The 24,316-nt window shown below is 47.7% G+C and carries 22 protein-coding genes; 12 read left to right on the forward strand and 10 right to left on the reverse strand.

All coding sequences use genetic code 11. The features are described 5' to 3' along the window. Positions 1-24: 24 nt before the first annotated feature. Together ABD031_RS00275 and ABD031_RS00280 are read left to right on the forward strand one after the other, a co-directional pair. Entirely contained in the window at positions 25-2,565 is a 2,541-nt protein-coding gene (locus ABD031_RS00275; RefSeq protein ID WP_343847775.1) for a circularly permuted type 2 ATP-grasp protein, read from the forward strand. Further along, on the forward strand, positions 2,562-3,458 hold the full coding sequence (locus tag ABD031_RS00280; RefSeq protein WP_343847776.1) for a transglutaminase family protein: 897 nt from the start codon (positions 2,562-2,564) through the stop codon (positions 3,456-3,458). Before ABD031_RS00275 ends, ABD031_RS00280 begins: the two co-directional genes overlap by 4 nt. A gap of 247 nt (positions 3,459-3,705) precedes the next feature. Here the strand turns inward: ABD031_RS00280 and ABD031_RS00285 are convergent, their stop codons facing one another. Further along, positions 3,706-4,416, reverse strand: a complete 711-nt coding sequence (locus tag ABD031_RS00285) for a 3-keto-disaccharide hydrolase (RefSeq protein WP_343847777.1) — start codon at positions 4,414-4,416, stop codon at positions 3,706-3,708. A gap of 279 nt (positions 4,417-4,695) precedes the next feature. Then, the gene (locus ABD031_RS00290) at positions 4,696-5,556 is read right to left on the reverse strand and encodes a sugar phosphate isomerase/epimerase family protein (RefSeq protein WP_343847778.1); all 861 of its coding nucleotides are present in this window, start codon (positions 5,554-5,556) and stop codon (positions 4,696-4,698) included. 163 nt (positions 5,557-5,719) lie between these two features. Here ABD031_RS00290 and ABD031_RS00295 point away from each other — a divergent pair, with 163 nt between their 5' ends. The 9 genes from ABD031_RS00295 to ABD031_RS00335 all read left to right on the forward strand — a co-directional run bounded on the left by ABD031_RS00295 (position 5,720) and on the right by ABD031_RS00335 (position 15,014). Continuing rightward, positions 5,720-6,646, forward strand: a complete 927-nt coding sequence (locus tag ABD031_RS00295; RefSeq protein ID WP_343847779.1) for a sugar phosphate isomerase/epimerase family protein — start codon at positions 5,720-5,722, stop codon at positions 6,644-6,646. Between the two features lie 30 nt (positions 6,647-6,676). Continuing rightward, a complete protein-coding gene (locus ABD031_RS00300; RefSeq protein WP_343847780.1) occupies positions 6,677-7,870 on the forward strand; it encodes a Gfo/Idh/MocA family protein in 1,194 nt (397 codons plus the stop codon). Positions 7,871-8,014: 144 nt separating this feature from the next. Next, positions 8,015-8,722: a GntR family transcriptional regulator gene (locus ABD031_RS00305; RefSeq protein WP_343847781.1), complete on the forward strand. Its 708-nt coding sequence runs from the start codon at positions 8,015-8,017 to the stop codon at positions 8,720-8,722. Positions 8,723-8,726: 4 nt separating this feature from the next. Continuing rightward, on the forward strand, positions 8,727-9,512 hold the full coding sequence (locus ABD031_RS00310) for an SDR family NAD(P)-dependent oxidoreductase (RefSeq protein ID WP_343847782.1): 786 nt from the start codon (positions 8,727-8,729) through the stop codon (positions 9,510-9,512). 6 nt (positions 9,513-9,518) lie between these two features. Continuing rightward, positions 9,519-10,436, forward strand: a complete 918-nt coding sequence (locus tag ABD031_RS00315) for an ROK family protein (protein WP_343847783.1) — start codon at positions 9,519-9,521, stop codon at positions 10,434-10,436. Between the two features lies 1 nt (position 10,437). Then, positions 10,438-11,226 carry a sugar isomerase domain-containing protein gene (locus ABD031_RS00320; protein ID WP_343847784.1) on the forward strand — a complete coding sequence of 263 codons (789 nt, stop codon included), beginning with the start codon at positions 10,438-10,440 and terminating at the stop codon, positions 11,224-11,226. 2 nt (positions 11,227-11,228) lie between these two features. After that, positions 11,229-12,587, forward strand: coding sequence for an FAD-dependent oxidoreductase (locus ABD031_RS00325; RefSeq protein ID WP_343847785.1), 1,359 nt, complete (start codon positions 11,229-11,231; stop codon positions 12,585-12,587). 4 nt (positions 12,588-12,591) lie between these two features. Then, positions 12,592-13,548: a phosphotriesterase family protein gene (locus tag ABD031_RS00330; protein WP_343847786.1), complete on the forward strand. Its 957-nt coding sequence runs from the start codon at positions 12,592-12,594 to the stop codon at positions 13,546-13,548. Positions 13,549-13,625: 77 nt separating this feature from the next. Then, on the forward strand, positions 13,626-15,014 hold the full coding sequence (locus tag ABD031_RS00335; RefSeq protein WP_343847787.1) for a Gfo/Idh/MocA family protein: 1,389 nt from the start codon (positions 13,626-13,628) through the stop codon (positions 15,012-15,014). A gap of 317 nt (positions 15,015-15,331) precedes the next feature. Here the strand turns inward: ABD031_RS00335 and ABD031_RS00340 are convergent, their stop codons facing one another. Beyond that, positions 15,332-15,610, reverse strand: coding sequence for a hypothetical protein (locus ABD031_RS00340; protein ID WP_343847788.1), 279 nt, complete (start codon positions 15,608-15,610; stop codon positions 15,332-15,334). A gap of 467 nt (positions 15,611-16,077) precedes the next feature. Here ABD031_RS00340 and ABD031_RS00345 point away from each other — a divergent pair, with 467 nt between their 5' ends. Continuing rightward, positions 16,078-17,376, forward strand: a complete 1,299-nt coding sequence (locus ABD031_RS00345) for a serine hydrolase domain-containing protein (protein ID WP_343847789.1) — start codon at positions 16,078-16,080, stop codon at positions 17,374-17,376. A gap of 141 nt (positions 17,377-17,517) precedes the next feature. Here ABD031_RS00345 and mnmE read toward each other — a convergent pair whose 3' ends face one another. The 7 genes from mnmE to ABD031_RS00380 form a co-directional block, all read right to left on the reverse strand. Further along, positions 17,518-18,900, reverse strand: a complete 1,383-nt coding sequence (gene mnmE, locus ABD031_RS00350) for a tRNA uridine-5-carboxymethylaminomethyl(34) synthesis GTPase MnmE (protein ID WP_343847790.1) — start codon at positions 18,898-18,900, stop codon at positions 17,518-17,520. Beyond that, positions 18,897-19,352 carry a thioredoxin family protein gene (locus tag ABD031_RS00355; protein ID WP_343847791.1) on the reverse strand — a complete coding sequence of 152 codons (456 nt, stop codon included), beginning with the start codon at positions 19,350-19,352 and terminating at the stop codon, positions 18,897-18,899. The genes mnmE and ABD031_RS00355 overlap by 4 nt, the downstream gene beginning before the upstream one ends. A gap of 8 nt (positions 19,353-19,360) precedes the next feature. Beyond that, positions 19,361-20,260 (reverse strand): metal ABC transporter permease, encoded by a 900-nt coding sequence (locus ABD031_RS00360; protein WP_343847792.1) that lies wholly within the window; start codon positions 20,258-20,260, stop codon positions 19,361-19,363. Between the two features lie 97 nt (positions 20,261-20,357). Continuing rightward, a complete protein-coding gene (locus ABD031_RS00365; RefSeq protein ID WP_343847793.1) occupies positions 20,358-21,647 on the reverse strand; it encodes a metal ABC transporter permease in 1,290 nt (429 codons plus the stop codon). Between the two features lies 1 nt (position 21,648). Beyond that, entirely contained in the window at positions 21,649-22,437 is a 789-nt protein-coding gene (locus ABD031_RS00370; RefSeq protein ID WP_343847794.1) for a metal ABC transporter ATP-binding protein, read from the reverse strand. Beyond that, entirely contained in the window at positions 22,434-23,348 is a 915-nt protein-coding gene (locus ABD031_RS00375; protein ID WP_343847795.1) for a metal ABC transporter solute-binding protein, Zn/Mn family, read from the reverse strand. The genes ABD031_RS00370 and ABD031_RS00375 overlap by 4 nt, the downstream gene beginning before the upstream one ends. Continuing rightward, positions 23,345-24,007, reverse strand: a complete 663-nt coding sequence (locus ABD031_RS00380; protein ID WP_343847796.1) for a metal-dependent transcriptional regulator — start codon at positions 24,005-24,007, stop codon at positions 23,345-23,347. Before ABD031_RS00380 ends, ABD031_RS00375 begins: the two co-directional genes overlap by 4 nt. Positions 24,008-24,316 lie beyond the last annotated feature (309 nt).

Raw genomic sequence — 24,316 nt, forward strand, 5'->3', positions numbered from 1 at the left:
GAGTCTTGTCCTGAATATTGCGGCATGATAGAGTCTTATCTAATCGAGAAGATGTTTAACAATGCGCCGTTTCTGGATGAAATGGCGACGGACCAAGGCAAAATTCAACCCCACTGGGAGAGATTAGCCAGATATTACGAACAAATCGGCAAGGAGCGATTGGGGCAGTTTCATGACGAAGTCGGCAGACAGCTGCGTGAAAACGGCGTGACCTACAATGTCTATGGCGACCCCAACGGCATGAACCGGCCTTGGATTTTGGATCCTGTTCCCATGGTATTCAACAGCGAAGAATGGGAGGCCATTGAAAAAGGATTGGTTCAGCGTACCAACTTGTTGAATCTGATATTAAGTGACTTATACGGTTCTCAAACTTTGATCAAAGAGGGCTTGATTCCCTTTGAACTGGTGTACAATCACAAGGGTTTTCTTCGGCAAGCCCACAATGTCAAGTTAGACGGTGATCAGCAGTTGATTCAGTATTCCTCCGATTTGGCGAGAGGCCCCGATGGGAAGATGTGGGTACTTCACGATCGGACCGATGCGCCTTCAGGATCGGGCTATACGTTTGAAAACAGAGCTGCAATGACGCGGGTTTTCCCCGATCTGATCCGGGAAAATCATGTTCGCAAGATCACTTCGTACTATCAGACGTTCAAAAACACCCTCAGTAACCTCACCAAGAACAACAAGGAAAATCCTAGGGTGGTCTTGCTTTCACCCGGCCCTACGAATGAGACGTTTTTCGAGCACGCCTATATTTCTTCATTTATGGGTTTTACGTTGGCATTCGGGGAGGATCTCACTGTCAGCGATGGCTATGTTTGGCTAAAAACCATCAAGGGTCTGGAAAAAGTTGATGTGATCATCCGTCGGGTGGATGATGTTTTTTGTGACCCTTTGGAGTTCAGAAATGATTCGCACCTCGGCGTAGTAGGACTCATGGAGGCGGTGAGGCAACGGAAGGTGTTGGTAATCAATCCGTTGGGTTCCCGCGTCTTGGAAAATCCTGGATTGATGGCGTTCCTTCCTAAGCTAAGTAAGCATTTGCTGGGCGAAGATTTGGCTATTCCATCCGTAGCGACATGGTGGTGTGGTCAGCCTTCGGAGATGACGTATGTTTTTGAACGCATGGAATCTCTGGTGATTAGGAATATCTATCGTGGCACCAACCATAAGTCAGTGTTTGGAGGGGATCTTTCTAAAGCTGAATTGGAAAATTTGAAGCGGGAAATCCGCCGTAGTCCATTTCTGTATGTAGGTCAGGAGATGGTGGAGTTTTCTACCACACCCTCCTGGATCAATGGAAAACTGGAAGCGCGAAATGCGGTCTTCAGAAGCTACGTAGTGGCAGATTCGGAAAACAAGGATTATACCGTCATGCCGGGCGGATTGTCTAGAAGCTCCTCAGAGCAAGGGGCGTTTCTGGTTTCCAATCAAACCGGGGGAATCAGCAAGGATACTTGGGTACTCGGCAAATTAAAAGAACCCGGCGCGTCGCCTATCAAGCCCGTCAGAATACAACCTTTGGTACACAACGTACTGCCGAGTAGAACAGGGGAGCGTCTTTTTTGGCTGGGCAGGTACCTTGAGCGATCGGCTTATACGGTCCGTCTGATGCGCATGACGCTGCTGTCCTACAATGAGGCGGACGAGGATATTCACATTCAGGAGAATCCGGTATTGAATACGCTACTCCAGACACTGACGACTATGACCTGTACTTTTCCGGGTTTTACTGAAAAAGACATCTTGAAAAATCCGGAACCCGAATTGTTGGCTTTGGTACACGATATCAAAAAATCCGGCAGCTTGGCCTTTTCGGTTCAGTCCTTCCTCGCCAATGCCTACGCCGTCAGAGATAGATTGAGCCTGGACACCTGGAGAATTCTCGACAGCATCTCCGAAGAGCTTACTCGGATGCGAAAATCTGTCACCACCTTGACCCAAGCCTACCATAGCCTAGATAATATGGTGGTAAAATTGATGGCTTTCTATGGACTGAATCTCGACAACATGACCAGGGAACCAACCTGGCACCTGTTGAATATCGGTCGATTCATCGAGTCTGCGGTCAATAACTGCACCATCCTGCGAGGAATGCTGAGCAAACACTTTGATCCAGAATCAAATAAGGAACTCATGGAGGATACGCTTCGCTGCAACGAAAGCTTAGTGACGTATCGCTATCGCTATCGCTCAAATTTAGAGATGAACGGAGTACTTTCGCTGCTGATGCTTCACGAGGATAACCCTCGATCTTTGATCTTTCAGTTGTTGGAAATTGATCATCATTTAAAGGCGCTTCCAGTCAACAATGAAGCGGAGCTTTTCAGCATTGAGCGCAAAAAACTATTGGAGGCTATCACCAAGATCAGGCTTTGCGACATCGATAAACTCTCTGCCGCGGATACCGAAAGCCATGAATTTACGGCCCTGACCAGCTTTCTCGACGAGATTATCGAACTGCTTCAGGATACGTCAGATGTGGTCTACGAGAAATATTTCAGTCATACCGGCAGCAGCTACCGAATGATGCAAACTTCTGTAATTCCTGAAATATGAAGTATCAAGTAATTCATGTGACCGAATACAAGTATGAGGTTCCGGCGACATTATGCCACAACCTGATGTTTCAGATCCCGAAAGATCATCCATTCCAACAGGTGAAGGACTATTCCTGTGAGATTGTACCAAAGCCGAGTTTTGAAGTAAACCGAACCGATTTCTTCGGAAATAATTACCTATACTTTTCCGTAGAGCGGCTGCACAGAAAGCTTACCGTGGCCTCAAAAAGCGTCCTTGAGCTCTCTGAACCAGCTTGGATTTCGGTCGACCCAAAGTCAACTTTGCCGTGGGAGAAGGTAGCAAAGTGGCTTCATTCCACAGACGCTTCCAGCGAGATTCGACAATACTATTTGGAGTCAGATCACGTCCCATTTATCAGTGGAATTCGTGACTATGCAGTGAAATCGTTTACAGAAAATCGACCAATCATGGAAGCGATGCTGGATCTGAATACGCGTATCTTCAGGGACTTTGCCTTTACGCCGGGGTTCACCGACATTAGTACACCCTTGCAAAAGGTATTCGAACATAAAAAGGGCGTTTGTCAGGATTTTGCACATTTCTCCCTCGCTTGTCTCCGGATACTCGGTTTGGCCGGCAGGTACGTAAGTGGGTATATAGAGACATTGCCTCCTCCCGGTAAGCCAAAGTTGGTGGGTTCTGACGCTTCCCATGCTTGGATTGCAGTGTATATTCCAGGTCATGATTGGGTGGAGTTTGATGCGACCAACAATCTGCTGGTCAATGACAAGCACATTCGTGTGGCGGTCGGAAGAGACTTTGCCGACGTAACACCGCTGAAAGGAATCGTATATAGTGGCAGCGAACAGGAGATGAAAGTCAGTGTGGATGTGCAGTCAATGGAGGAGGAAATGACGGCCGAAGAATAGTTTTGGGAGGCAATCCGCCATTCAAAATAAGTCAATGCGCTGTCCTGATTCCCAATCACAGAAAATTGACGCTATCCAGCCTAGCATAAACAATCGCTTGGTGCGGACTTTTTTGACGGAGGATGCACCTTGCAATTATAGCACGGATAGGAAAGTGAAAGTTCACGTTTCAACACCAAATCGAAACAGCCACACTTGCTGGCAAATGTGGCTGTTTCGTTTTAAAGCCAAGGGCACTAAGGGCGACTTACAATTCCTTGATCTTTACATTTCTGTAAGTCACTAAACCGGCGTTTTGCAAACCGATATGTCCTGATGTTGCAAGGCCATAGCCAGGAACTTCCGCCCATTTATCAGCAGCTTTGCGAGCTGTCCAGTCTTCACTTCCAAATTCATATTCCACAACTTTTTTACCATTCAACCAGTGCTCGACATGCGGGTAGTGCACTATGATTTTTGTAGTATTCCATTCGCCGACCGGCTTCACTTCAGCGCCTTCAGGGGCATACATTGCATAGCTGCCGGCGGTGAGTTGGTTGGGTTTCATCTCGGTCGGCCAGCCTTTGTCATCCAATACCTGGTATTCTGGTGCACTTTCATAGATAGGTATGCTGTCCGATTTTTCGACTAGGTAAAAGATCCCAGAGCTGTTTGCTTCTGCGATCTTCCATTCCAAGTTCAGCTCGAAATTGCTGTAGGATTGCTTAGTGATCAGATCTTCGCCTGCATCCCATCCGGCTCCGGAAGCTTGTAGCTCGCCATTTTCCCATTTCCAGCCTCTGATTTCGTTGCCCTCGTACATTTCCCACTGCGCCAGGGTGCTGTCTTCGGACAGCATAGTCCATTCTTCAGACTGGATTTCAGTGGATACTTTCTCAGTTTTAGCTTGGTCATTGGCTGAGCAGGATAGCAGGAGCAAAGCGCTCATGGGGAGGCTTAGCGTTCGGATAATTTTCATTTTTTGAAGGGTTAAGATAGATTGGGTATTTGTTTACTTGTTCATTCATCGGATTAACGGGGCAATTTCGGAGCAAAATCAGACTAATGCAATCCCGGCAGATATCCTGAAATATCAGGGAGTTCCTGGGTACTCATCCCCAAATCTAATGGGTAGGGCATGAAGGATTTTTTCCCCTGCTTTAGCTCTTCAATTTCCGTGACGGTGAGGGTTGCTGCGAGACCCGGGCTTCAGTTTGCGGTTGCGGCGTTGTTTCTCCGAAAACTTGCCTAGTACTCCTTATGCGATTAACTTACTGACAGCCTCCAGATCCATTTTATGAGCTGTAACTACGTCCAGTGAATTGGGTGAATTTTGCTCGAGGCATTGCTCAATGACCAGCAGTGGTTTGTGTTTTGTCTCTTTTAGCTTCGCAAAAAACTCGGTGTAGTCGATATCGCCAGCTGCGGTAAAGGTCTCCTTCCAGATCCCTCCGGCAGATTGACGGAGATGAAGTTCGATGATTCGGTCAGCGTACATTTTCAGAATATCAAAAACTGGGAGTTGGGAGTTGTCCGACCCTCTGTAAACCCAATGAGTATCAAAGCAAAATCCCACGTAATCAGGATCGGTGTTTTGCAGGGTATGATGGATTTCGCGGGCCCCTGCTTTCAGCTCCATATCATGCGTATGGTAGGCAAGTTTAATTCCTCTATCCTTTAGTTCTTTTCCCAATTGATTCATCGCTTTGGACTGAGTCACCAATTGTGCGTCTGTCTTGTTCTTTGGGTTGTTCCAGTCGATCGGACTTGGATTGGTGACGATAATGTCACAGCCATATTCTACTGCGGTCTCTGCGATAGCCAAGATAGATTGGATAGAGCTGCGTACTTCCGCTTCTTCGTGCAGAACCGAATTTGTATAGAGCGAAGGCAGAGCAATTTGGATGTCTTGCATCGCAGGTATCAACTTCTTCAGCATTTCAATATTTTCGATTCCAGGTTCGAAAGCCTTTAAGCCGGTTTGCGCATACAATTTCATGTCCTGCCCCCATTCTGCCCCCCAAACCTTGCCTTCTCGTCTATAGAATGTAGTCCAGTTATAGCCATTACTTGAGATTGGAGTTTCTTTAAATCTTAAGTTTTTATAGTCAACACTCATTAATAGAGGTAAGGCAGCCAGAAAATTTCTTCGTTCCATTCTTGTATAGATTATTGTTGGGTTTTATTTAAGCAATCGAAATATAAAACTTTTTTGATAACTTGTCTATACAAGTTAAATTTTTAACTTGGCATCAGAATTAACATTCAAACCCAATTATCCCATGACCAAATCTCATCAGTCGAGTCGGAGAGATTTTATCCAAAAGTCCTTTCTAGCCACTTCTGGTGCATTTCTGCTGTCGGAATTGGCGAATGCAGCATCCTTCAATTTCGAAAAGGTAAAAGTCAACGGACACCTCTGGGTGTATGCCAGTAAGTTCCCGCCCAACTGGGACGCGTCACCCGTGCTGGAGACGGTGTTTTCGGACATGTGCTATGCAGGCCTGGACGGCATCGAGCTGATGGAGTCTATCCTCAGACCTGCCGACGGCGTGGCCAGATTGAAGAAATACGCCAAACAGTACAACATTGCCGTGTCGGGGTCCTCCTATGGTGTTGGATTCAACATGTGGGATGCGAGTCAGTTTCAAAAAATCTCAGAGGACTTGGCTTTGGTCGTGCCTCGGTTAGCCGAAGTAGGTGGTACTACTTTCGGGGTGTCCGTCGGCGGGGCTGGCAGAGCTAAGACCGAAGCGGAACTCGACGCTCAGGCCAAAATCCTCCAAGTGTTGGTGAAGATGTGTGCCGATCATGGCATTGAGGCCAATCTACATAACCATACCTACGAAGTCGAAAACGACCTTCACGACCTGAAAGGAACCCTGGCCAGGCTGCCTGACTTGAAGCTCGGGCCAGATATAAATTGGCTTATCCGTGGGGGAGTGGATCCGGTGGAGTTCATCGAGACATATGGCAGGCAGATCGTCTATCTGCACATTCGCGATCAATATGAAAATGGTGATTGGACAGAATATGTAGGGCAGGGCTCGACGGATTTCTCGGCAATAGCCGACGCACTTCAGAAGCAAAATTTCCAAGGGCAAGCAGCGATTGAGTTAGCATTTCCCAACAATTTTACCCCAAGTAATCCGCTCAGAGAAGACTGGAAGATGAGCCGACAATTTGTCAATAAGGTATTCGGTTGGTAGATATTAGAAACACTTAAACCCAAAATAATCATGAAAATAGCCATGTTAGGATCGGGATTTATCGCCCGATTTTATGCCACTTCACTCCATGCTCAGCGTCGCATCGACCGCGTGACGATGGTTTACTCTCGAAACAAAGCCAATGCGCAGCGCTTTGCTAGCGATTATGGTTTTGAGGATTTCACCGATGACATGGCCGAGGCGATCAATCATCCTTCGGTCGATGTGGTGCTGATTTCCCTGCCCAATCACCTGCACGGGGAAGCAGTAGCGGCTTGCGCAAAAGCCAAAAAACACGTTCTCTGTACCAAGCCTTTGGGGAGGACTGGAGCAGAGGCCAAGCGAATGCTCAACCAGGTCGAGGAAGCAGGGATTTTCGCGGGATACTTGGAAGATCTCTGCTACACACCCAAATTTCTCAAGTCCATGGAGAGTATCAAAGCGGGTGCTTTGGGCCGAATCCTCTGGACAAAATCCCGGGAGACGCACCCTGGCCCGCACAGCGATTGGTTTTGGGATAAGGAAAAATCCGGTGGTGGAGCAATGATCGACCTCGCCTGTCACTGCATCGAGATCGGCCGAAACTACATTGGCAAACATGTTAAGCCAATTGAAGTGAGCTGCTGGGCTGCGACTCAGGTGCATCCCATCGATGCGGAGGATCACGCGATAGGCCTGATCAAATATGCCAACGGCGCCATCAGTCAGTTTGAAGTGAGTTGGTGCTTCCGCGGCGGCATGGATCTGCGCGACGAAGTGATGGGGACAGAGGGCACGATCTGGATAAACAACTTCCTGAGAACTGGTTTTGAGACCTTCACCACAGGCGGTGGCGGAGGGTATGTGGCCGAAAAAGCAGAAGTCGACAAAGGGTGGCTTTTCCCGGTCGGCGACGAAGCGCACGAGTTGGGCTACCCGAATATGTTTACTGACATGTTTTCAGCTTTGGAAGAAAAGCGTGAACCACTGGAGACGTTCTATGACGGGTATGTGGTCAATGCGATCTTGGATGCGGCGTATAAAAGCGCCAAAACCAAGCTTTGGGAGCCCGTTGTTTTGGAGGATTGGCGTGGTGACGAAGGCGTGACTTATGCGAATGAGAAGGCTTCCTACGATGCGGATCACTTTCTGATCAAGGAAGAAAAACTTCCAAACGGAGACATGAAGCTGATCCTGAAGCATAAAGTCTCTGGTGAGTTGCATCAAAGGGTAAGCCACGGATAACGGGTTGAAACCAGATTCTCATGAATTACTGAGCCGGACATAATCCGGCCACAATCTGCCCCCTGACCTCCTTAATCTAAGGGGAACTTCAATCCTTGGCAGAAAAAACATAGGTCAAAAACATACTGAATTTTATAGCAATTGATGAAAGAAACAGCCAGATACATCACCGTTCAAAAGGAGCTTCGACGATCGATCATTGAGGGAAAGTATCGCGTGGGCGATATGCTTCCTTCAGAAAATGAGCTTTGCGCGCACTATGGCATCGCTAGGATGACGGTGAGAAATGCGCTGAGCAACCTCGAGTCCGAGGGCCTGATTGAGCGCCAAAAAGGCAAAGGAAGTATCGTGAAGTTGAAGCGAAAAAGCATCGAGCTGCTTTCGATCAAGGGTTTCACCGAGATAATGAAAGGAAAAGAACGCCAGATAGATACGGTTTTTCTTCAAACACCTATTTTACTTCCCTGGGACGCTGATTTCTACTGGCCGCTGGGCGAAACGGAGATGGAGGCGGGGGCCATCTTCCTGAGCCGAATCCGAAAGGCGGGAGACAAAGGCATCATGATGGAAAACACCTTTCTGGCCAACCACAATCTCCCCGGCTTTTGCGAAAATAACTTTATCAACCAATCTCTTTTTGACACGCTGATCGTGAACCACGACATCGAGATGACCGGAGTGGTACAAAAATTTCGGGCAATACCTGCCACCGTGGAATTGGCGAATTCGCTTCAATTGGCCGTAGGCGCTCCGATCTTGGAGATTATCCGAAAGCTGACCACCAACCGTGAGGGTTTCTATGTCTATTCTTTCGCCTATTGCAATACCGACGATTTTACCATTGAAGCTTAGCACCATGGATTTCACAAATACAAGCTACATCATCATGGGCGGCACTTCCGGAATGGGATTGGCAGCTGCTCTAGCTTTGCAAAAGCACGGAGCCAACCTGGTGGTTGTCGGCCGAGACGATGAAAGTATGCCTCTGGCGAAGCAAAAATTGGGAACAATTGCCGTCGTTCTTGCGGGTGATGCAACAGATCCTGTCACAATTGAAAAAGCGATTCTGCAGGCTCACGACAAGTTTGGAAGCATCACCGGATTATTTCATGTCGCGGGGGGAAGTGGTAGAAAATTCGGCGATGGGCCCTTGCACGAAATGACGCTGGATGGCTGGAACAAGACTTTTGAAATAAATCTGACTGGGATGATGCTTTCAAATCAGGCGATGGTGCGGTATTTTTTGCAACAAAAGAAATCGGGCATGATCCTGAATATGGGATCTGTCCTGGGCTTTTCCCCATCTTCCAAATACTTCGTCACCCATGCGTATGCTGCCGCAAAGTCTGCGGTCATCGGCTTTTCGAAGTCAATCGCGAGCTATTATGCCAGCAATAATATTTGTGTTAACGTCATCGCGCCTAGTCTTTTTGAGACACCGATGGCGCAGCGGGCAATGGAGGATCAGCACATCAAGCATTTTCTTAAATCCAAGCAACCGCTCGACGGCGGTCGTCCGGGCAGACCTGTGGATATCGTAAATGCGGTCTTGATGCTGTTGGCACCCGATTCCAACTTCATCACAGGTCAGGTTCTTGCAGTCGATGGGGGTTGGGCGATCAGTGAGGGACAATATCAATAAAGGCGGATGGAGACACATTATCTAGGAATTGACATCGGCGGCACTCGGATCAAGCTGGTCGTGCTCAATGGGGCTGGTGATTTGCTCGAGCAAAACGATTATCCTACCCATGATTCAGAATTCTCGGGTTTGGCTTGGAAGGAAAAAATCATTGAAACTATTGCCCAAAAAACACAGGAATTTGCCGGAGGCAATCTTACCAAACTGCGCTGTGGTATCTCTGCACCAGGATTAGCGGATTCATCCAATAGCAAGATTCTCCACATGCCCGAGCGGCTTCAGGGCATCGAAGGCCTGGATTGGTCGAAGGAATTGAACCGGGATATTGTCGTTTTGAACGACGGTCATTCGGCCTGCTTGGCTGAGTACGAGTCGTTTTACAAAAGTAGGGGAGTCCAAAATATGCTGGTGCTTACCTTAGGTACAGGGGTCGGTGGCGGCGTGATCATCAACGGAAAATTGTACCAGGGCGCTATGCAGCGAGCTGGACATTTTGGACATACGGTGGTGGATCACTCTGGTGTCAAAACGATGACCAATATGGTTGGCAGTCTGGAATATGCCGTGGGCAATTTCTCGATAGCTGAGCGGACGAATGGCAAATACCAATCGGTCAAAGAACTGGTAAAAGCCCATGTAGAGGGACATGTCTTGGCGAGTTTTTGGTGGCTTTCCTCCATTCAGAAACTGGCCACCGGATTGGCTTCGTTGATTAATTCTTTTTCTCCAGAGTTGATCGTGCTCGGCGGAGGCATCAGCAGTGGAGCAGGAAACCTATTATTTAAACCATTGCAGGAGTTTATGGGACTATATGAATGGTCGCCTGACGGGAAGTCCATCCCGATTGTGGAGGCCAATTACGGGGGATATGCGGGAGCAATCGGCGCGGCTTTGTTTGTCAAATCACACAAAACAACAATCTGAAATGAGCTATACTAGAGAATACTTACAAAAAGGCCGGGAGATCATCGACATCGTCGAAGCACAGGAATCGATGATCCAGCAGGTCGCCCAGCTCTTTGCTGAATCCATCCTAAAAGGCCGTATGGTACACCTTTTTGGTTCCGGCCACAGTCGGATTATGGTCGAGGAAATGTGGCCGAGGTATGGTTCTTTTCCGGGATTCAATCCCATCGTGGAGCTGTCACTTTCTTTTCACAATCTGGTCGTGGGTAGCAATGGACAGCGGCAAGCCATGTTTTTGGAGAATGTGCCGGGCTTTGCGCAGCGAATCTTGAGGAATTTTGACATCGCTAAAGAAGATACGGCGTTGATTATTTCCTCCAGCGGCTGCAATGTCGTGCCGATTGAAATGGCCGAGGAACTGCAAAAGCGCAAGGTTAGTGTGGTGGCTTTGGTCAGCAGCAAGCACCTCGAAGGAAGCACTTCCAAAAGAGCCGACGGTAAGAAATTGACTGACTTCTCAGACTTCATCCTCGACACTGGCGCTCCTTTGGGTGACGCGATGATCTATGTGGATGGGATGGAGACGCCGGTAGCTCCTGGATCTACACTGGGGGGAGTTTTGCTGATCAACACAGTCAAGGCCGAAGTGGCCAACATCCTTCAGCAAAATGGAAAGACGCCGAAAGTGCTCAGCAGCGGCAAGATTATCGGAGATGCCCGCGCGGCGGAGTTGTTTGAAGCCGCATACGATGAGCATGCGCACAACATGGCCAAACTGTATCAAAACGTCGGACCTCATAACGCATAAGCATGGGATTTTCAACTTCAATCTCGCGGAACTATCAGACCGATATCCTTGTGATCGGCAGTGGCAGTGCGGGTTCGATCGCTGCAATTGCCGCAGCGCAGGGAAAGTATAAAGTCACGCTGGTGGAGCGATATGGATTTGCGGGAGGAACTTCGACTCAGATGTTGGACACGTTTTACGGATTTTTCACACCCTCAGAAAGCCCCCGGAAAATCGTCGGTGGATTGCCAGATTTGGTCGTGAATGAATTGAACAAGAGCGGCGATATTTTTCTAAGACCCAATACCTACGGAGCTGGAACTGGCGTGAACTACAATCCTGAAAAGCTGAAGGAAATTTGGGATCGCTTGCTGCTAAAGCAAGGCGTTCAGCTACTTTATCATAGTACCTTGGTCGGTGTGGAAAAGACGGGTGAAGTGTCAGTTTGCGTATTTTTCCACAAGGGAATCGGCTTTTTTACCATCACCGCCAAGCGCGTGGTCGATGCTTCCGGAGATGCGGACTATTGCCATTGGGCAGGTTTGCCTTACGAAAAGGCGGGAGAAAGCGAACCGGCACAGAGTATGACCACGACTTTTCGCATGTCCAATGTGGACTTGGATGCGTTTGAAAAAGCCGGAGGCAAGAAGATGCTACAAGCCAAAATGGGCGAGGCCTATGATTCCGGCTCTCACCCTTTGCCGCGCAAGGAAGGTTCAGCCCACGAAATGTGTCAGGCAAAATGTATCTCCACGGTGGCGGTGAAGGTAGCGGATTTTGACCCACTCGATCCGGCCGGAATTACCGCTGCGGAGATAGAGGGGAGGAAGCAGGCATTTATTTTCGAGGACTTTTTCCGCGCGGAAGTGCCGGGCTATGAGGACTCCAAGATCATCGGCCTTTCCCACCAAATCGGTGTGCGTGAGACGAGAAGAGTCTTTGGGGAATATCGTCTGACCAAGGAAGATTGCATGGAAGCAAAGCAATTTGAAGATCAGATTTTTCTTTGCGGAGCCCCTATCGAGGATCACCGAAAAGGTGCAGATGGAAGCTCGGAAACGTTCTGGCAGTACGTGCCAAACGGCGGAAGTTATGGCGTTCCGTATCGTACTTTGATTCCTCAGCAAAGCTTGAACACTTGGGTGGTTGGGCGTTGTTTTTCAGCAACTCACGATGCGCATGCTTCCTGCAGATCCATGGCGCAGACCATGAGCATGGGGCAGGCGGCAGGCTTTGCGGCGGTGCAGTCGCTGGTAAGAGATTGCGATGCAAAGAGTGTTGCGATAGCGGATTTGCAAACTACGTTGCTGGAGGTGGGAGCCGTCTTGGAGCTTCCCTCCATAGTAGCAGACACATCTAGGAACGGTTGGGGAAATAATTAGGCGTATGAAAAATCAATTCTTCAGATCGATTTTGGGCGACGTGGATTCCGAGCAAATGGGCTTCACCTATTCCCATGAGCACATTGTCATTGAGGACAGTTACCCTACGGCCGCTCACCCTGAGTTTTTATTAAATGATGGCGAGAAAATCACTACTGAGTTGTCCGAATTTTATGCGTTGGGTGGCAGGACGGTGGTCGATACCATGCCCGCCAACTGCGGTAGAAATCCGCTGAAACTTGCGGACGTGAGTCGCAATAGCGGCGTACAAATCATCGCGCCGACGGGGATCCATCTGGAGATTTATTATCCCGCGAACCATTGGCGATACACTTATACGGAGGATCAGTTGACCGATTTGTTTGTGGCGGATATTGAGGACGGGATAGATCAGTTTGACTATGCTGCGCCGATTGTGAAACGAACGGAGCACAAAGCCGGTTTGATCAAATTGGCTACGGGCGATGAAACGTTCACGCCTCATCAAGAGAAGATCTTCCGGGCAGTAGTCAATGCGCATTTGGCGACCGGAGCGCCGATCTTGACCCATACTAATTTTGGGAGGCACGCCTTGGAGCAGGCGAAGCTTTTTGCGAAGCTGGGAGCGAAGTTGGATCATGTCGTCCTCTCTCATGTGGATCGCGCAAAAGACGTGGATTACAATCGAGCTGTTCTGGATGTGGGCGTAAGTGTGGAGTATGATTCTGCTTTCCGCTGGAAAAAAGACGAGCCCAATCACACCCTGAAACTGATCGAATCCCTGATTCGGGACTATCCTGATCAAATCACCATGGGCATGGACATGGCCAAAAATTCCTATTGGAAAAGCTATGGAGGAAGCCCGGGTTTGAGCTATCTGATCGAGACGATTCCGGGATTTATGCAGGAAAAGGACTTGGATGAATTCGTCCAAAATATATTCACTAAGACTCCAGAAAGGCTGTTTTCGTTTTTCAAATAACTACAAAAAGCATTGTATCCTCGAAATACAATGAGCATATAGTCAATGAAAAAACATATAAATCAAACTTACTAACCATGAAAAATCAGCGCAGAGAATTTCTCAAAAAAGCGGGTGGAAGCCTCGCTTTGGCATCAGTCGGTGCAGGCCTAGTAGGCACCGCTTCCGCAAAAACCATTCTGTTAAAGTCAGAATTGAAGTCCCAGGCAAATGACAAGATTAGAATTGGTCTGATCGGAGCGGGGATTATCGGGCACTACGACACCGATGCTGCCCTGACCATTGACGGAGTAGAGTTAGTCGCAGCTTGCGATCTGTACACCGGAAGGCTGGAATACGTCAAGGAAAAATACGGAACAGATCTGTTCACGACCCGAGATTACAGGGAGGTTCTGGCCAGACCGGATATCGATGCCGTGTTGGTATGTACGCCAGATCACTGGCATCAGCGTATTGCCATCGATGCGATGAAAGCTGGCAAGCATGTCTATTGTGAAAAACCGATGGTGCAGCGAATCGAAGACGGGCGGGCGATCATTGATACGCAAAAGGCAACTGGAAAAGTGCTGCAGGTGGGCAGTCAGCGGGCGAGCTCTGTGGCTGTGCTAGAAGCGAAAAAAGTGCTGCAATCCGGTGTGATAGGGGATTTGACCTTTGTGTCCGCGTATTGCGACAGAACCACGGCCAATGGAGCCTGGAATTATTCCATTCCCACCGATGCCAGTCCGGACACAGTAGACTTTGACACCTTTCTTGGATATGCACCCAAAATCCCTTTCGATGCAGCCCGATTTTTCCGCTGGAGAAACTACAGCGACTATGGAACTGGGGCGGCTGGTGATTTGATCGTCCACTTGCTAACGACCGTTCATACCCTGACCGACTCCAAAGGCCCAAATAAAATCTTCAGCGCCGGGGATTTAAAATATTGGAAGGATGGGCGGGACGCCTATGATGTGATCAATGCCCTGATGACTTATCCTAAGACTGAACAGCATGATTCCTTTCAAGTAACGACCCGGGTAAATCTCTGTGACGGGGAAGGAAAAGGAGAATTTGGACTGAAGCTCGTCGGAACAAACGGTGTAATCACCATAGGTTGGAATGACTTCACGGTTCAAACGCTCAAACGGGAAGCGGCGCCGGGATTTGGCGGATATGATTCCTACACCAGTTTTTCAGCCGAGCAAAAGAAAGAATTTCAAAAGTGGTACGTAGCGACCTATGGGTCTGAAAAGGGTGGGGGTTATACCAAAAATGAGCCTACCAAATTTGAAGCGCCTAAAGGCTATGATGATCGCGTAGACCACATGGTTACCTTCTTCAACGGCGTGAGAACAGGCTCCCCAATTTTGGAAGATGCAGAGTTTGGACTGAGAGCTGCTGCTCCATCACTAGCTTGTAACCTCAGTATTGCACAGGAAAAACCAATTCTATGGGATCCTGTAGGAATGAAGCTGGTGTAAGATTGATTTAAAAATAGAAAGGTCCAGTTTGCTTAATGGAAGGCAGACTGGCCTATTTTTTTGTATAAACTTTAAGTCGTTTTCCAGTTCGAATCAGGCTGTCAAACACTGAGTTTAAGATTGAAATGGTAGGGGATAAGTTTGTATGAAGTGGAAAATTCTTTCAATCGGACTTTTTCTCCCTAGAGAAGAGTACTCGGAAGGGTTGCCAGATAAGAGCCGGCTAGTAGTAATTACTGCATAGCAAGGCGAACTGGAGTTGTCTAGTCGCCAGCGCAGATACTCGTTTTTTGAATTCCTGCTGTGGAAAGACTCCTCTATTCCCGGGGTTCCTGTAACGCAGCGATGTTGTTGTCAGTGTAGAATTTGTCCCGGTAGGCTTGGAATTCTTCTTCCAGAGAGGAGACAAGGGTAAGGTTGCTGTCTACCGCTACAAATATGTCAACCAGTTTTTTTTCCAGAATTTCGACTCCTAAGTTGATGTTGTCTGCCTCGATCTTAGAGACTTTTTTCATCACGGAGGTTTGGCTGTTTCTCAAATCTTCAAGTTCCCTTAGGATCTTATCCATCATTTCCAGTTTTTCCAGTTTGTCCATCGCTCAGTAGTTTAATTGTTGAATTAGTCTGATCATCTGATGAAATAATGTACAAAAATTATGTAGGACTGTAAAATCCACCTTTCATGGAAAGTACTGGTGCCGGAATAGGGAACTGTTGACTGTATTGGTAGGCGATTTGAACTGGTTAGAATTCCCGGACAGGAGAACTACCGAGAGTTACCCGGTTGCCGGAGATTATATAGATCCAGAATAGTCGTTTTCAAAACAAACCAGTTCTGGAAAGGGCGGATTTGAGTCGGTTAGCCATCTGAGATGATGATACTGAGCTTGGGAATTTCAGTTTTGCTGGCCAGCGTATTTCCTTTGTTGGCCAAGCATTGCGTGGTTTTTTATAATTTACAAAGAACACTTCCTTCACCAATTGACAATCAATCAGACTACTGATTCTTTAACCCATTGTTTTTTTAAGATTTTCACCTATTGATGAACAAAACTCAATCCCAATGAAAAAGTCAGTTTTTTCGTTTTTTATCCTGATTTCAGCGATCCACCTTGGATTTGCTCAGCGGGTACTGATCCATGCCAGACCTGCCGAATTGGGGTTTGACGAAGTATTTATCAACCAACAGGTGGATTCGATCATGAAAATGGGAATCGACAGCTTGGCTTTTCCAGGAGCGCAAGTATTGGTAACAAAGAACGATACGGTTATTTTTCACAACGCCTACGGCTATCATACCTACGACAGCATCCAAGCTGTTGGATTGAACGACTTATATGATTTAGCCTCGGTGACCAAGATCGCCGGTCCTTTACCCGCTTTAATGAAGTTGGTGGATGAGGGAAAACTTGATCTGGACCAACCTTTCAGCAACTATTGGAAACCATGGAGGAAACAAAAGGACAAAAGGGAGCTCACGCTCCGGGAGATTTTGGCACATCAGGCTGGTTTAGTCCCCTACATTGTGTTTTTGAATGAAATACTTCGGGAAAATGGTAATGTCAAAAGAAGATTTGTGCACCAGTCAAGCGACAAACGATTTCAAGGACAGGTATATGACGGGCTTTATATTAACCATCGTTTCGAACGCAAGATGAACCGAATCATTAACCGATCTAAAGTCTCGGAGGAAAAGAAGTATCTGTATTCGGGGCTTACTTTTTTGATTTTTCCCAATTTGATCGAGCAGATAACAGGGGCCGACTATCAGACCTATCTGGAGGAAAATTTTTATAAACCCATAGGTGCAAATACCTTGGGATATCTACCTGAGGGGAAAGGTTATGAAAACAACATTGTGCCCACAGAAGTGGATTCTCTCTTTCGGAAAACCTTGGTGAGCGGATGGGTGCACGACGAAAACGCTGCGCTAAAAGGTGGGATTTCGGGTAATGCAGGCTTGTTTGGGACGGCGGATGACTTGGCCAAATTGATGCTCTTGTTTCAAAATTATGGCAGGGTAGATGGATGGCAGCTCATTTCAGCCGAAACCGTGAAAGAGTTTACTGCCGTGCAATTTCGTGAAAACGAGAACCGTCGCGGGCTAGGTTTTGACAAGCCTTATTTCAATAATTCCGAACTTCCTTTGGCAGAAGCCTATCCATCCCCTTTGGCAAGCCCTGAAAGTTTTGGCCATTCCGGTTTTACGGGGACTTTCGTCTGGGCCGATCCCGTCAAAAAGCTCACTTATATATTTCTATCTAACCGGGTTTATCCCTCCAGAGACCACCAAAATTTGTACAACCTGAATATTCGACCCGCATTGCAGGATGTTTTTTATCGGGCTGAGTATGATAGGTAGGGTACTAAAGTTAGTGGTAGATTTCGCTTAGGATTCTCAAGCAGCTGAGATAGGGCGGATTCTAAATCCTATAATAGGTATTTCGAGATTGCAAATCTCAAACAGCGAAAAAATGCTGACAAAAAATTGTCAGTGATTAAGTTACTTCCCGATACAAAAATTCCTAAAGATGTTCTCCAGCAGATCATCTGTCGTGATCTCTCCGGTGATCTCACCGAGGAAGTGAAGGGAGCGGCGGATGTCCATGGCGACAAAGTCATTGGTGACTTCGTTGTCTAAACCGGTGAGAATGTCCAGCAAAGACTCCCGGGTTTTGACCAAGGAGTCGTAGTGACGGATGTTGGTGACAACGGTATTTCCTGTCCGGAATTTATCCAAATTCACAAGCACAAGAATGCGGGATTTGAGTTCTTCCAGGTTGTCTTTTTGCCCTGCAGAGATAAAGATTGTGTCTGGATGTTTTTTATTTAACTCGTTAATAAGTAATGAATTAGCCTTGTCTATCTTATTCGCAACTTTCAGAAAAGGAACGCCCTGGTTTTCGAGCTTGTTTACGTCCCGATTGATTTCAACCAAGTCGGTATCGGTGAGGTCGAAGAGGTACAGGATCAAGGAAGCGGTCTTCATCTTTTCCTGAGTTCGACTGACCCCTATGGCTTCGATGGTATCGGTAGTTTCGCGGAGTCCTGCAGTATCGATGAAGCGGAAGATCACCCCGCCGATGTTGATTTCGTCCTCGATAAAGTCACGGGTGGTTCCTGCGATCTCGGAGACAATGGCTTTTTCCTCGTTGAGCAAAGCGTTGAGCAGGGTGGACTTTCCGGCATTTGGCTTACCGGCGATGACGGTCGGAACACCATTTTTGATCACATTTCCCAGATCAAAACTTAGAATCAGCTCTTCTACGACACGCAGCAAGCGCTCCACCAATTCCCGCAACTCGGTTCGACTGGCAAATTCTACGTCCTCCTCGCTGAAATCCAATTCCAGCTCAATCATGGAAGCAAAATGGATCAGACGGGAGCGAAGTTGTTGGATCTGAGAACTGAATCCTCCACGCATCTGACTCAAAGCAGCTTGATGGGATGTTTCCGAATCGGCGTGAATCAAATCTGCAACGGCCTCTGCTTGCGCTAGATCGAACTGACCGTTTAGGAATGCGCGCTGAGTGAATTCTCCGGGCTTTGCCGGACGCGCGCCCTTGCGGAGGAAGAGTTTGATAACTTGGTTAACGATATAGGACGAGCCGTGAGTGGAGATTTCCACCACATTTTCCTTGGTAAAAGATTTTGGGGCGATGAAGATGGAAACCAAAACCTCATCAATGATCTTTTTCCCATCTCTTATTGTCCCAAAGTGTATGGTGTGGGAAGCCTGATTTTCCAGGTTTTTACCGAAAAACACGTCATTGGTGAGCCGGATAGCATCTTTTCCGGATAGTCGGATGACTGCAATTGCGCCCACACCCTGTGGAGTGGCCAACGCGATGATGGTATCGTTTTGCTCAGAAACCGAAAAACTCATTTCCTTTGTTTAAAAGCTTTGTCGATGAGGTCATTTACGCCGTCAATAAATTCATCCGGCTGGCGATAGCCCGGAAGCTGGGCGATATTCTGAAGTTTGGGTTCGATCACGACAAAGTTGGGGTAGGAGTTTACTCGCATTGCAGCGGCCATTTGGGCTTCGTTGTACGTTTTTCCCATAAATTCAAAGCTTCGCTTGGTGTCTTCCGCATTGAGCTTGACCGCATAGAAACTTTTGTTTATGTATGCGATGACTTCCGGATCGGTAAACGTTTCCTTATCCATTTTTTTGCACCAGCCACACCAATCGGTGTATACATCTATAATCAGCATTTTTGGGTTTTGAGTGTTGGCTGCGACCGCTTCCTCAAATTTCATCCATTCGATTTGATCCTGGGCTTTGGCACCAAAACTCAGCAAACTCACCAAACCGAGCAACAACAGATATTTCATATTCCTAATCATTCAAACTCCAACGGTGGATTACTTGAGGAAGTTCCTTTAAGCCAAGCAGGCTTTTTGCTGTGAATCAGGGCGCTAATCAAAAAGAAAAACCCTGCTACTGTCACCATCATCCCGGCAATCGAACTGTCGATCCAATAGGCAAGATAGTAACCGAAAAGGGCAATTGAAACTCCCAATATCGCGGTGAGTTTCAGGAGCGGCATCAGGCTTTTTGTCCAAAGAAATGCCGTGGCCGGAGGCACCACCAAAAGTGCCACGACCAGGATCGCGCCAACCGATTCGAAACTGCTGACGGTGGTATAGGACACAATGCTCATTAAAGCGAGGTTGACTCCCTTTGACGGAATGCCCATCACCGAGCTGAAGTTTTCGTCGAAGCTGGTTAGAATCAACTCCTTAAATAATAGATAGATAAAACCGACGACAAAAAGAAAATTCAAGCCGGCCAGCCAGGTGATTCTTGGGCCAAGATTCATCCCGTTTTTGGTGATCCAGCTGTCGATCGGCAGGTAGGCAATTTCGCCATACAGGACACATTCCTGATCGAGATCGACTTTGTAGGCGAGGAGATTGATCAGGATAATGCCGATGGCGAAAAGCAACGTAAAGGTGATTCCGATTGAAGCGTCGAGCTGCACACGGGCTCTTTTGCGCAGCCAGTCTATCATCAAGGTTGCCAAGATCCCCAACAGCCCGGCACCGATGATCACTTCCAGGCTCCGCTGACTGCCAGAAACAAAGAAACCGATCACGATTCCTGGAAGAACCGCATGGGAAATCGCGTCTCCCGTCATCGACATCTTGCGAAGCATCATGAAGACGCCCAAAAATCCACAGGAAATAGCGATCAGCGAGCCTGTGAAAATGATCAAAAATGCGTTGGTGTCGAAAGCCATTTTGTAGAGTATCTAGTAGTAGCGAGTATCAAGTAGCAAGAATTGAGAACTGAGAGTCGAGAGTCAAGATGTAGAGTTTGGGTGGGCGAATAGCTGGTCATTGCTTGTCAGGTCTGGGAATCGGTTCATGATGCGGGTCAAGAATAGGGAAGTTGAGGCGCTGCTCCAGCAAGGCTTCCAGCTCCGGAGTGATCAAATGCTCCAGCTGCTCGGCCGAATCATGCACGTGATCTGGGGCAATATTCATGGACTCATTGAGGTACAATTCCCAAAGTCGGTGAAGTCGGACGATCCGCATCGAGTCGGAGACCCCGGTTTCTGTCAGTGCTATAAGTGATTGATTTCTAGATATAAAATTATCTTTGACTAAATCAGAGATAGCATGGTCTGTTTCAGCCTTTTGGAAGGGATAGAGCTCATAGATTTCTTCTATACTGAGTCTCGGCTTGCCTTGTTCGCTTGCTTTGTACAAGGCCTTCATCAAGTGGTCTCGGTGGGTTTTTCGCAGGTATTTTTTACGGGCAAAGTATCGGAAGATAATCCCGCTTTTTGGAGAAATTAAGAACGAAATCAGCGCAAAAGCAGAGAGAAAAACAACCACCCAAGGCCCGGTGGGCATCTGCGGAATCACAAAAGAAACGTAGGTGCCCAGGATACCTGAAAGCACCGAAAAAATCGCTGCCAAAATCAAGAGCGGATTTAGCCGATCGGTCCAAAACCTCGCTGCCGCACCCGGCGTGATCAACAAGGCCGCCATCAGCACTACGCCGATGGCTTGGATTCCGATCACGACCGCCAAGATCATCAACACATTAAATAGGAAGGAGATCGATTTCATCGGAAAACCTATTGCTTTGCCATACTCCGGATCGAAGACCATCAGTCTGAATTCCTTCAGTGCAAGGGTCAGTACCAAGATAATCGCCAATGAAAGCCCTCCGTAAAGCATGAGATCATTTTCCGAAATCCCGATGGCATTTCCGAAGATGAAGGAATTCAGACCTGCTACTTCGGGGTTTCCGGATTTTTGAAGGGCAGTGAGCAGCACGATCCCAACTCCGAAAAACACGGAAAGGATCGTAGCAATGATCGTGTCGTCGCTGAGTTTGGTGTTTCGTTTCAACCAAGAACTCATAAAGGTTGCCATTGCTCCTGACAGAAATGCCCCGGTGACGATGTAAACGGGATTTTTTTCTCCCGCCAAAATAAACCCCACACAAATCCCCGGCAGGACTGCATGGGAGATGGCGTCACCCAAGAGTGCCTTTTTGTCCAAAAAAGAAAACGTGCCTACATAGGCCGATCCAACTCCCAAAAGCGTGATGCCCAATACCACCCAAGCGATGGAGGGATCCTGAAAGGTGAAGAAGTATACAAAATCTTCCATATCAGTTTTTCAATGGATTGAAGTCTTTTTGCCGGATCAGGTCGGTCACACGGGTGAGGAGATTCAGCTTGCCGCCGTAGGTTTTGCGGAGCATCTCTTCGTTCATCACGGTTTCCTTTGGTCCGGAAGCCACCAGGTGCAGGTTGAGCATAATCAGCCAATCGAAGAAATTCATGGCGGAGTGGATGTCATGATGGACGACGATGACCGTTTTGCCTGCGGCAGTCATTTCTTGAAGCAGCTGGAAAATTGCAGTTTCGGTCGCCATGTCGACCCCGGCAAAAGGTTCATCCATCAGGTACAGATCCGCCTCTTGCGCCAAAGCCCGTGCGATGAAGACTCGCTGTTGCTGTCCTCCCGAAAGCTGCGAAATCTGTCTGTCTACAAATCCGCTCATACCGACCTGATCCAGACATTTCATAGCCAGCGTTTTTTCTCTTTTACCGGGACGGCGAAACAGGCCCAACTTCCCGTAAGTGCCCATCATGACCACATCCAAGACCGAAGCGGGGAAATTCCAGTCGACTGATTCCCGCTGCGGCACGTAGCTGATGCGTGCACGGACATCATTTAACGGTTTGTCGAAAACCTTCACATAGCCTGAAGTCGGAGTGATCAGACCCATGATGGCTTTGATCAGCGTGGATTTTCCAGCGCCATTGGGTCCCAAGATGCCGACCAGATTTCCTGCCGGTAAACTCAGGTCTACATTCCACAGCACGGGATTTTGATCATAGCTGACCGTAAGGTCGTGAATTTCAAGAATCGCATTTTCTACTTGAGTGATCATGGCAATAGGTTTTCGTAGATGACTTGTAGGTTAGTTTGCACCATCCCGATGTAGGTGCCGGCCGGAGTGCCCTCCGCGTCGAGGCTGTCGGTGTAGAGTGGGCCGGCGAGTTTGACTTTGTGATTTCGCTCGGCGGCTCCGGCTGCTACTGCTCGGATGGCTTTGGGAGAGATGGTCTGCTCCGCAAAAATTGCTTTGACGTTATTTTCTTCGACAATCTGGATCAATTCGGTCAAGTCGCGGAGGCCGGGTTCGCTGAGCGTGGAAAGTCCCTGAAGAGATTTGACCGGAAGTCGATAAGCTTTTCCAAAATACGCAAAGGCGTCATGTGCTGTCACCAAAACCTGACCTGCTGACCGGAGTTCATTGACCTTTGTTCTAACTTCGGCGTCCAGACTACCAAGTTGTTGCAGGTAGTTTTCTGAATTCAATTCAAGGCTTGACTTCCATTCAGGTTTCCATTTGATAATTTCAGTCGTTGCGAACTCCATTGCTTTTGACCACAGGTTAACATCAAACCAGATGTGCGGATCGACGCTATGACTTTCCGGTCCGGATCGTAGAAGTAGTTCTTGGGGCAGTCCATCTGCGATGTTGATCAGTGTTTGACTATGAGCCAATTTTTCAAAAATTTCGGTCATTTTTCCCTCCAGGTACAGGCCGTGGTAAATTACCAAGTCTGCATTGGTCAGCAAGTCCAGGTCTCTGACGGATGCTTTATATAGGTGAGGATCGACTCCAGCAGGCATCAAGGCGACGACTTCGGCCTGATCCCCGACAAGATTGCGTATACCATCGGCCAAAATGCTGGTGGTGGCGACAATCCTCGGTTTCAGCCTTTCGGACTTCGAGTCCGATTTGCAGGCAAAGAGCACAGTGCAAAGCAGAAAAAGAATAATAAACGACCTCATGACTGTTGGACTAGAATGTTGCCTGCGACATCCTTGGACATAAAGAGCGTTTTTTTCTGATCTACCAGGATCTCTAGCGAACCGTCAAATTCTACTTTGTCCAAGACTTTGATCCTGGCACCGATGTAGGCTCCGACTTTGTCTAGGTAACGAAGGAAAGCCGCTGAGCTGTCTTTCACGGCGACTATCTGTCCGGACTGGTCGATGTCCATTTCGTTTAACTGAACGCGTGGCCTTGCTCTCACATCTCCAAATTCATCTGGAATCGGGTCGCCATGCGGGTCAAATTTGGGATAATTCAGGTAGGAGTCCAGCCGCTGGATCAATAGGCCGGAATTGATGTGCTCCAGTTGCTCCGCGACTTCATGAACTTCATCCCAGGCAAAGTTCAACTTCTCGACCAGAAAAACTTCCCAAAGTCTATGCTTACGGATGGTCTGGAGCGCATGTCGTTTTCCAGATTCTGTGATTTGAAGTCCGTAGTATTTCCGGTATTCGATTACTTCTTTCTCTCCCAGTTTTCGCAGCATGTCGCTGACGGACGCCGGCTTGGTTTTCATCTCCGCCGCGATGTCGTTGGTGGAGACACTTTTCTTTCCGCCATCGGAGAGGTGATAGATCGCCTTGAGGTAATTCTCTTCTGCCGTTGTCAAATCCATAGCCACGATTTTTTAATAAGTCAAATATAAAAATATATTTAGATATAGCTAAAAATAAATTTCATCAGAACTAAACCGAGTGTGGAAAACCCATTTTCAAATGTGTTTTCGATTTTAGGTTAATCTAAAAATAATATTAGACAACCGATATAATTCGTATAAAGTATTGTAAATAAGATACTTGTTTGTTATCAATGTCGGTATGGGGAGGTGAAAAGGCATGAAATCCCCAGTTTCCGTTTTGGGGAAATGAGTGTAAAAAGAGGGGAGGAGGTGGATAAGTTTTCACAGTTATCCACCCTAGCCTGG

The organism is Algoriphagus jejuensis (assembly GCF_039523455.1).
In the GTDB taxonomy this organism is placed as follows: domain Bacteria; phylum Bacteroidota; class Bacteroidia; order Cytophagales; family Cyclobacteriaceae; genus Algoriphagus; species Algoriphagus jejuensis.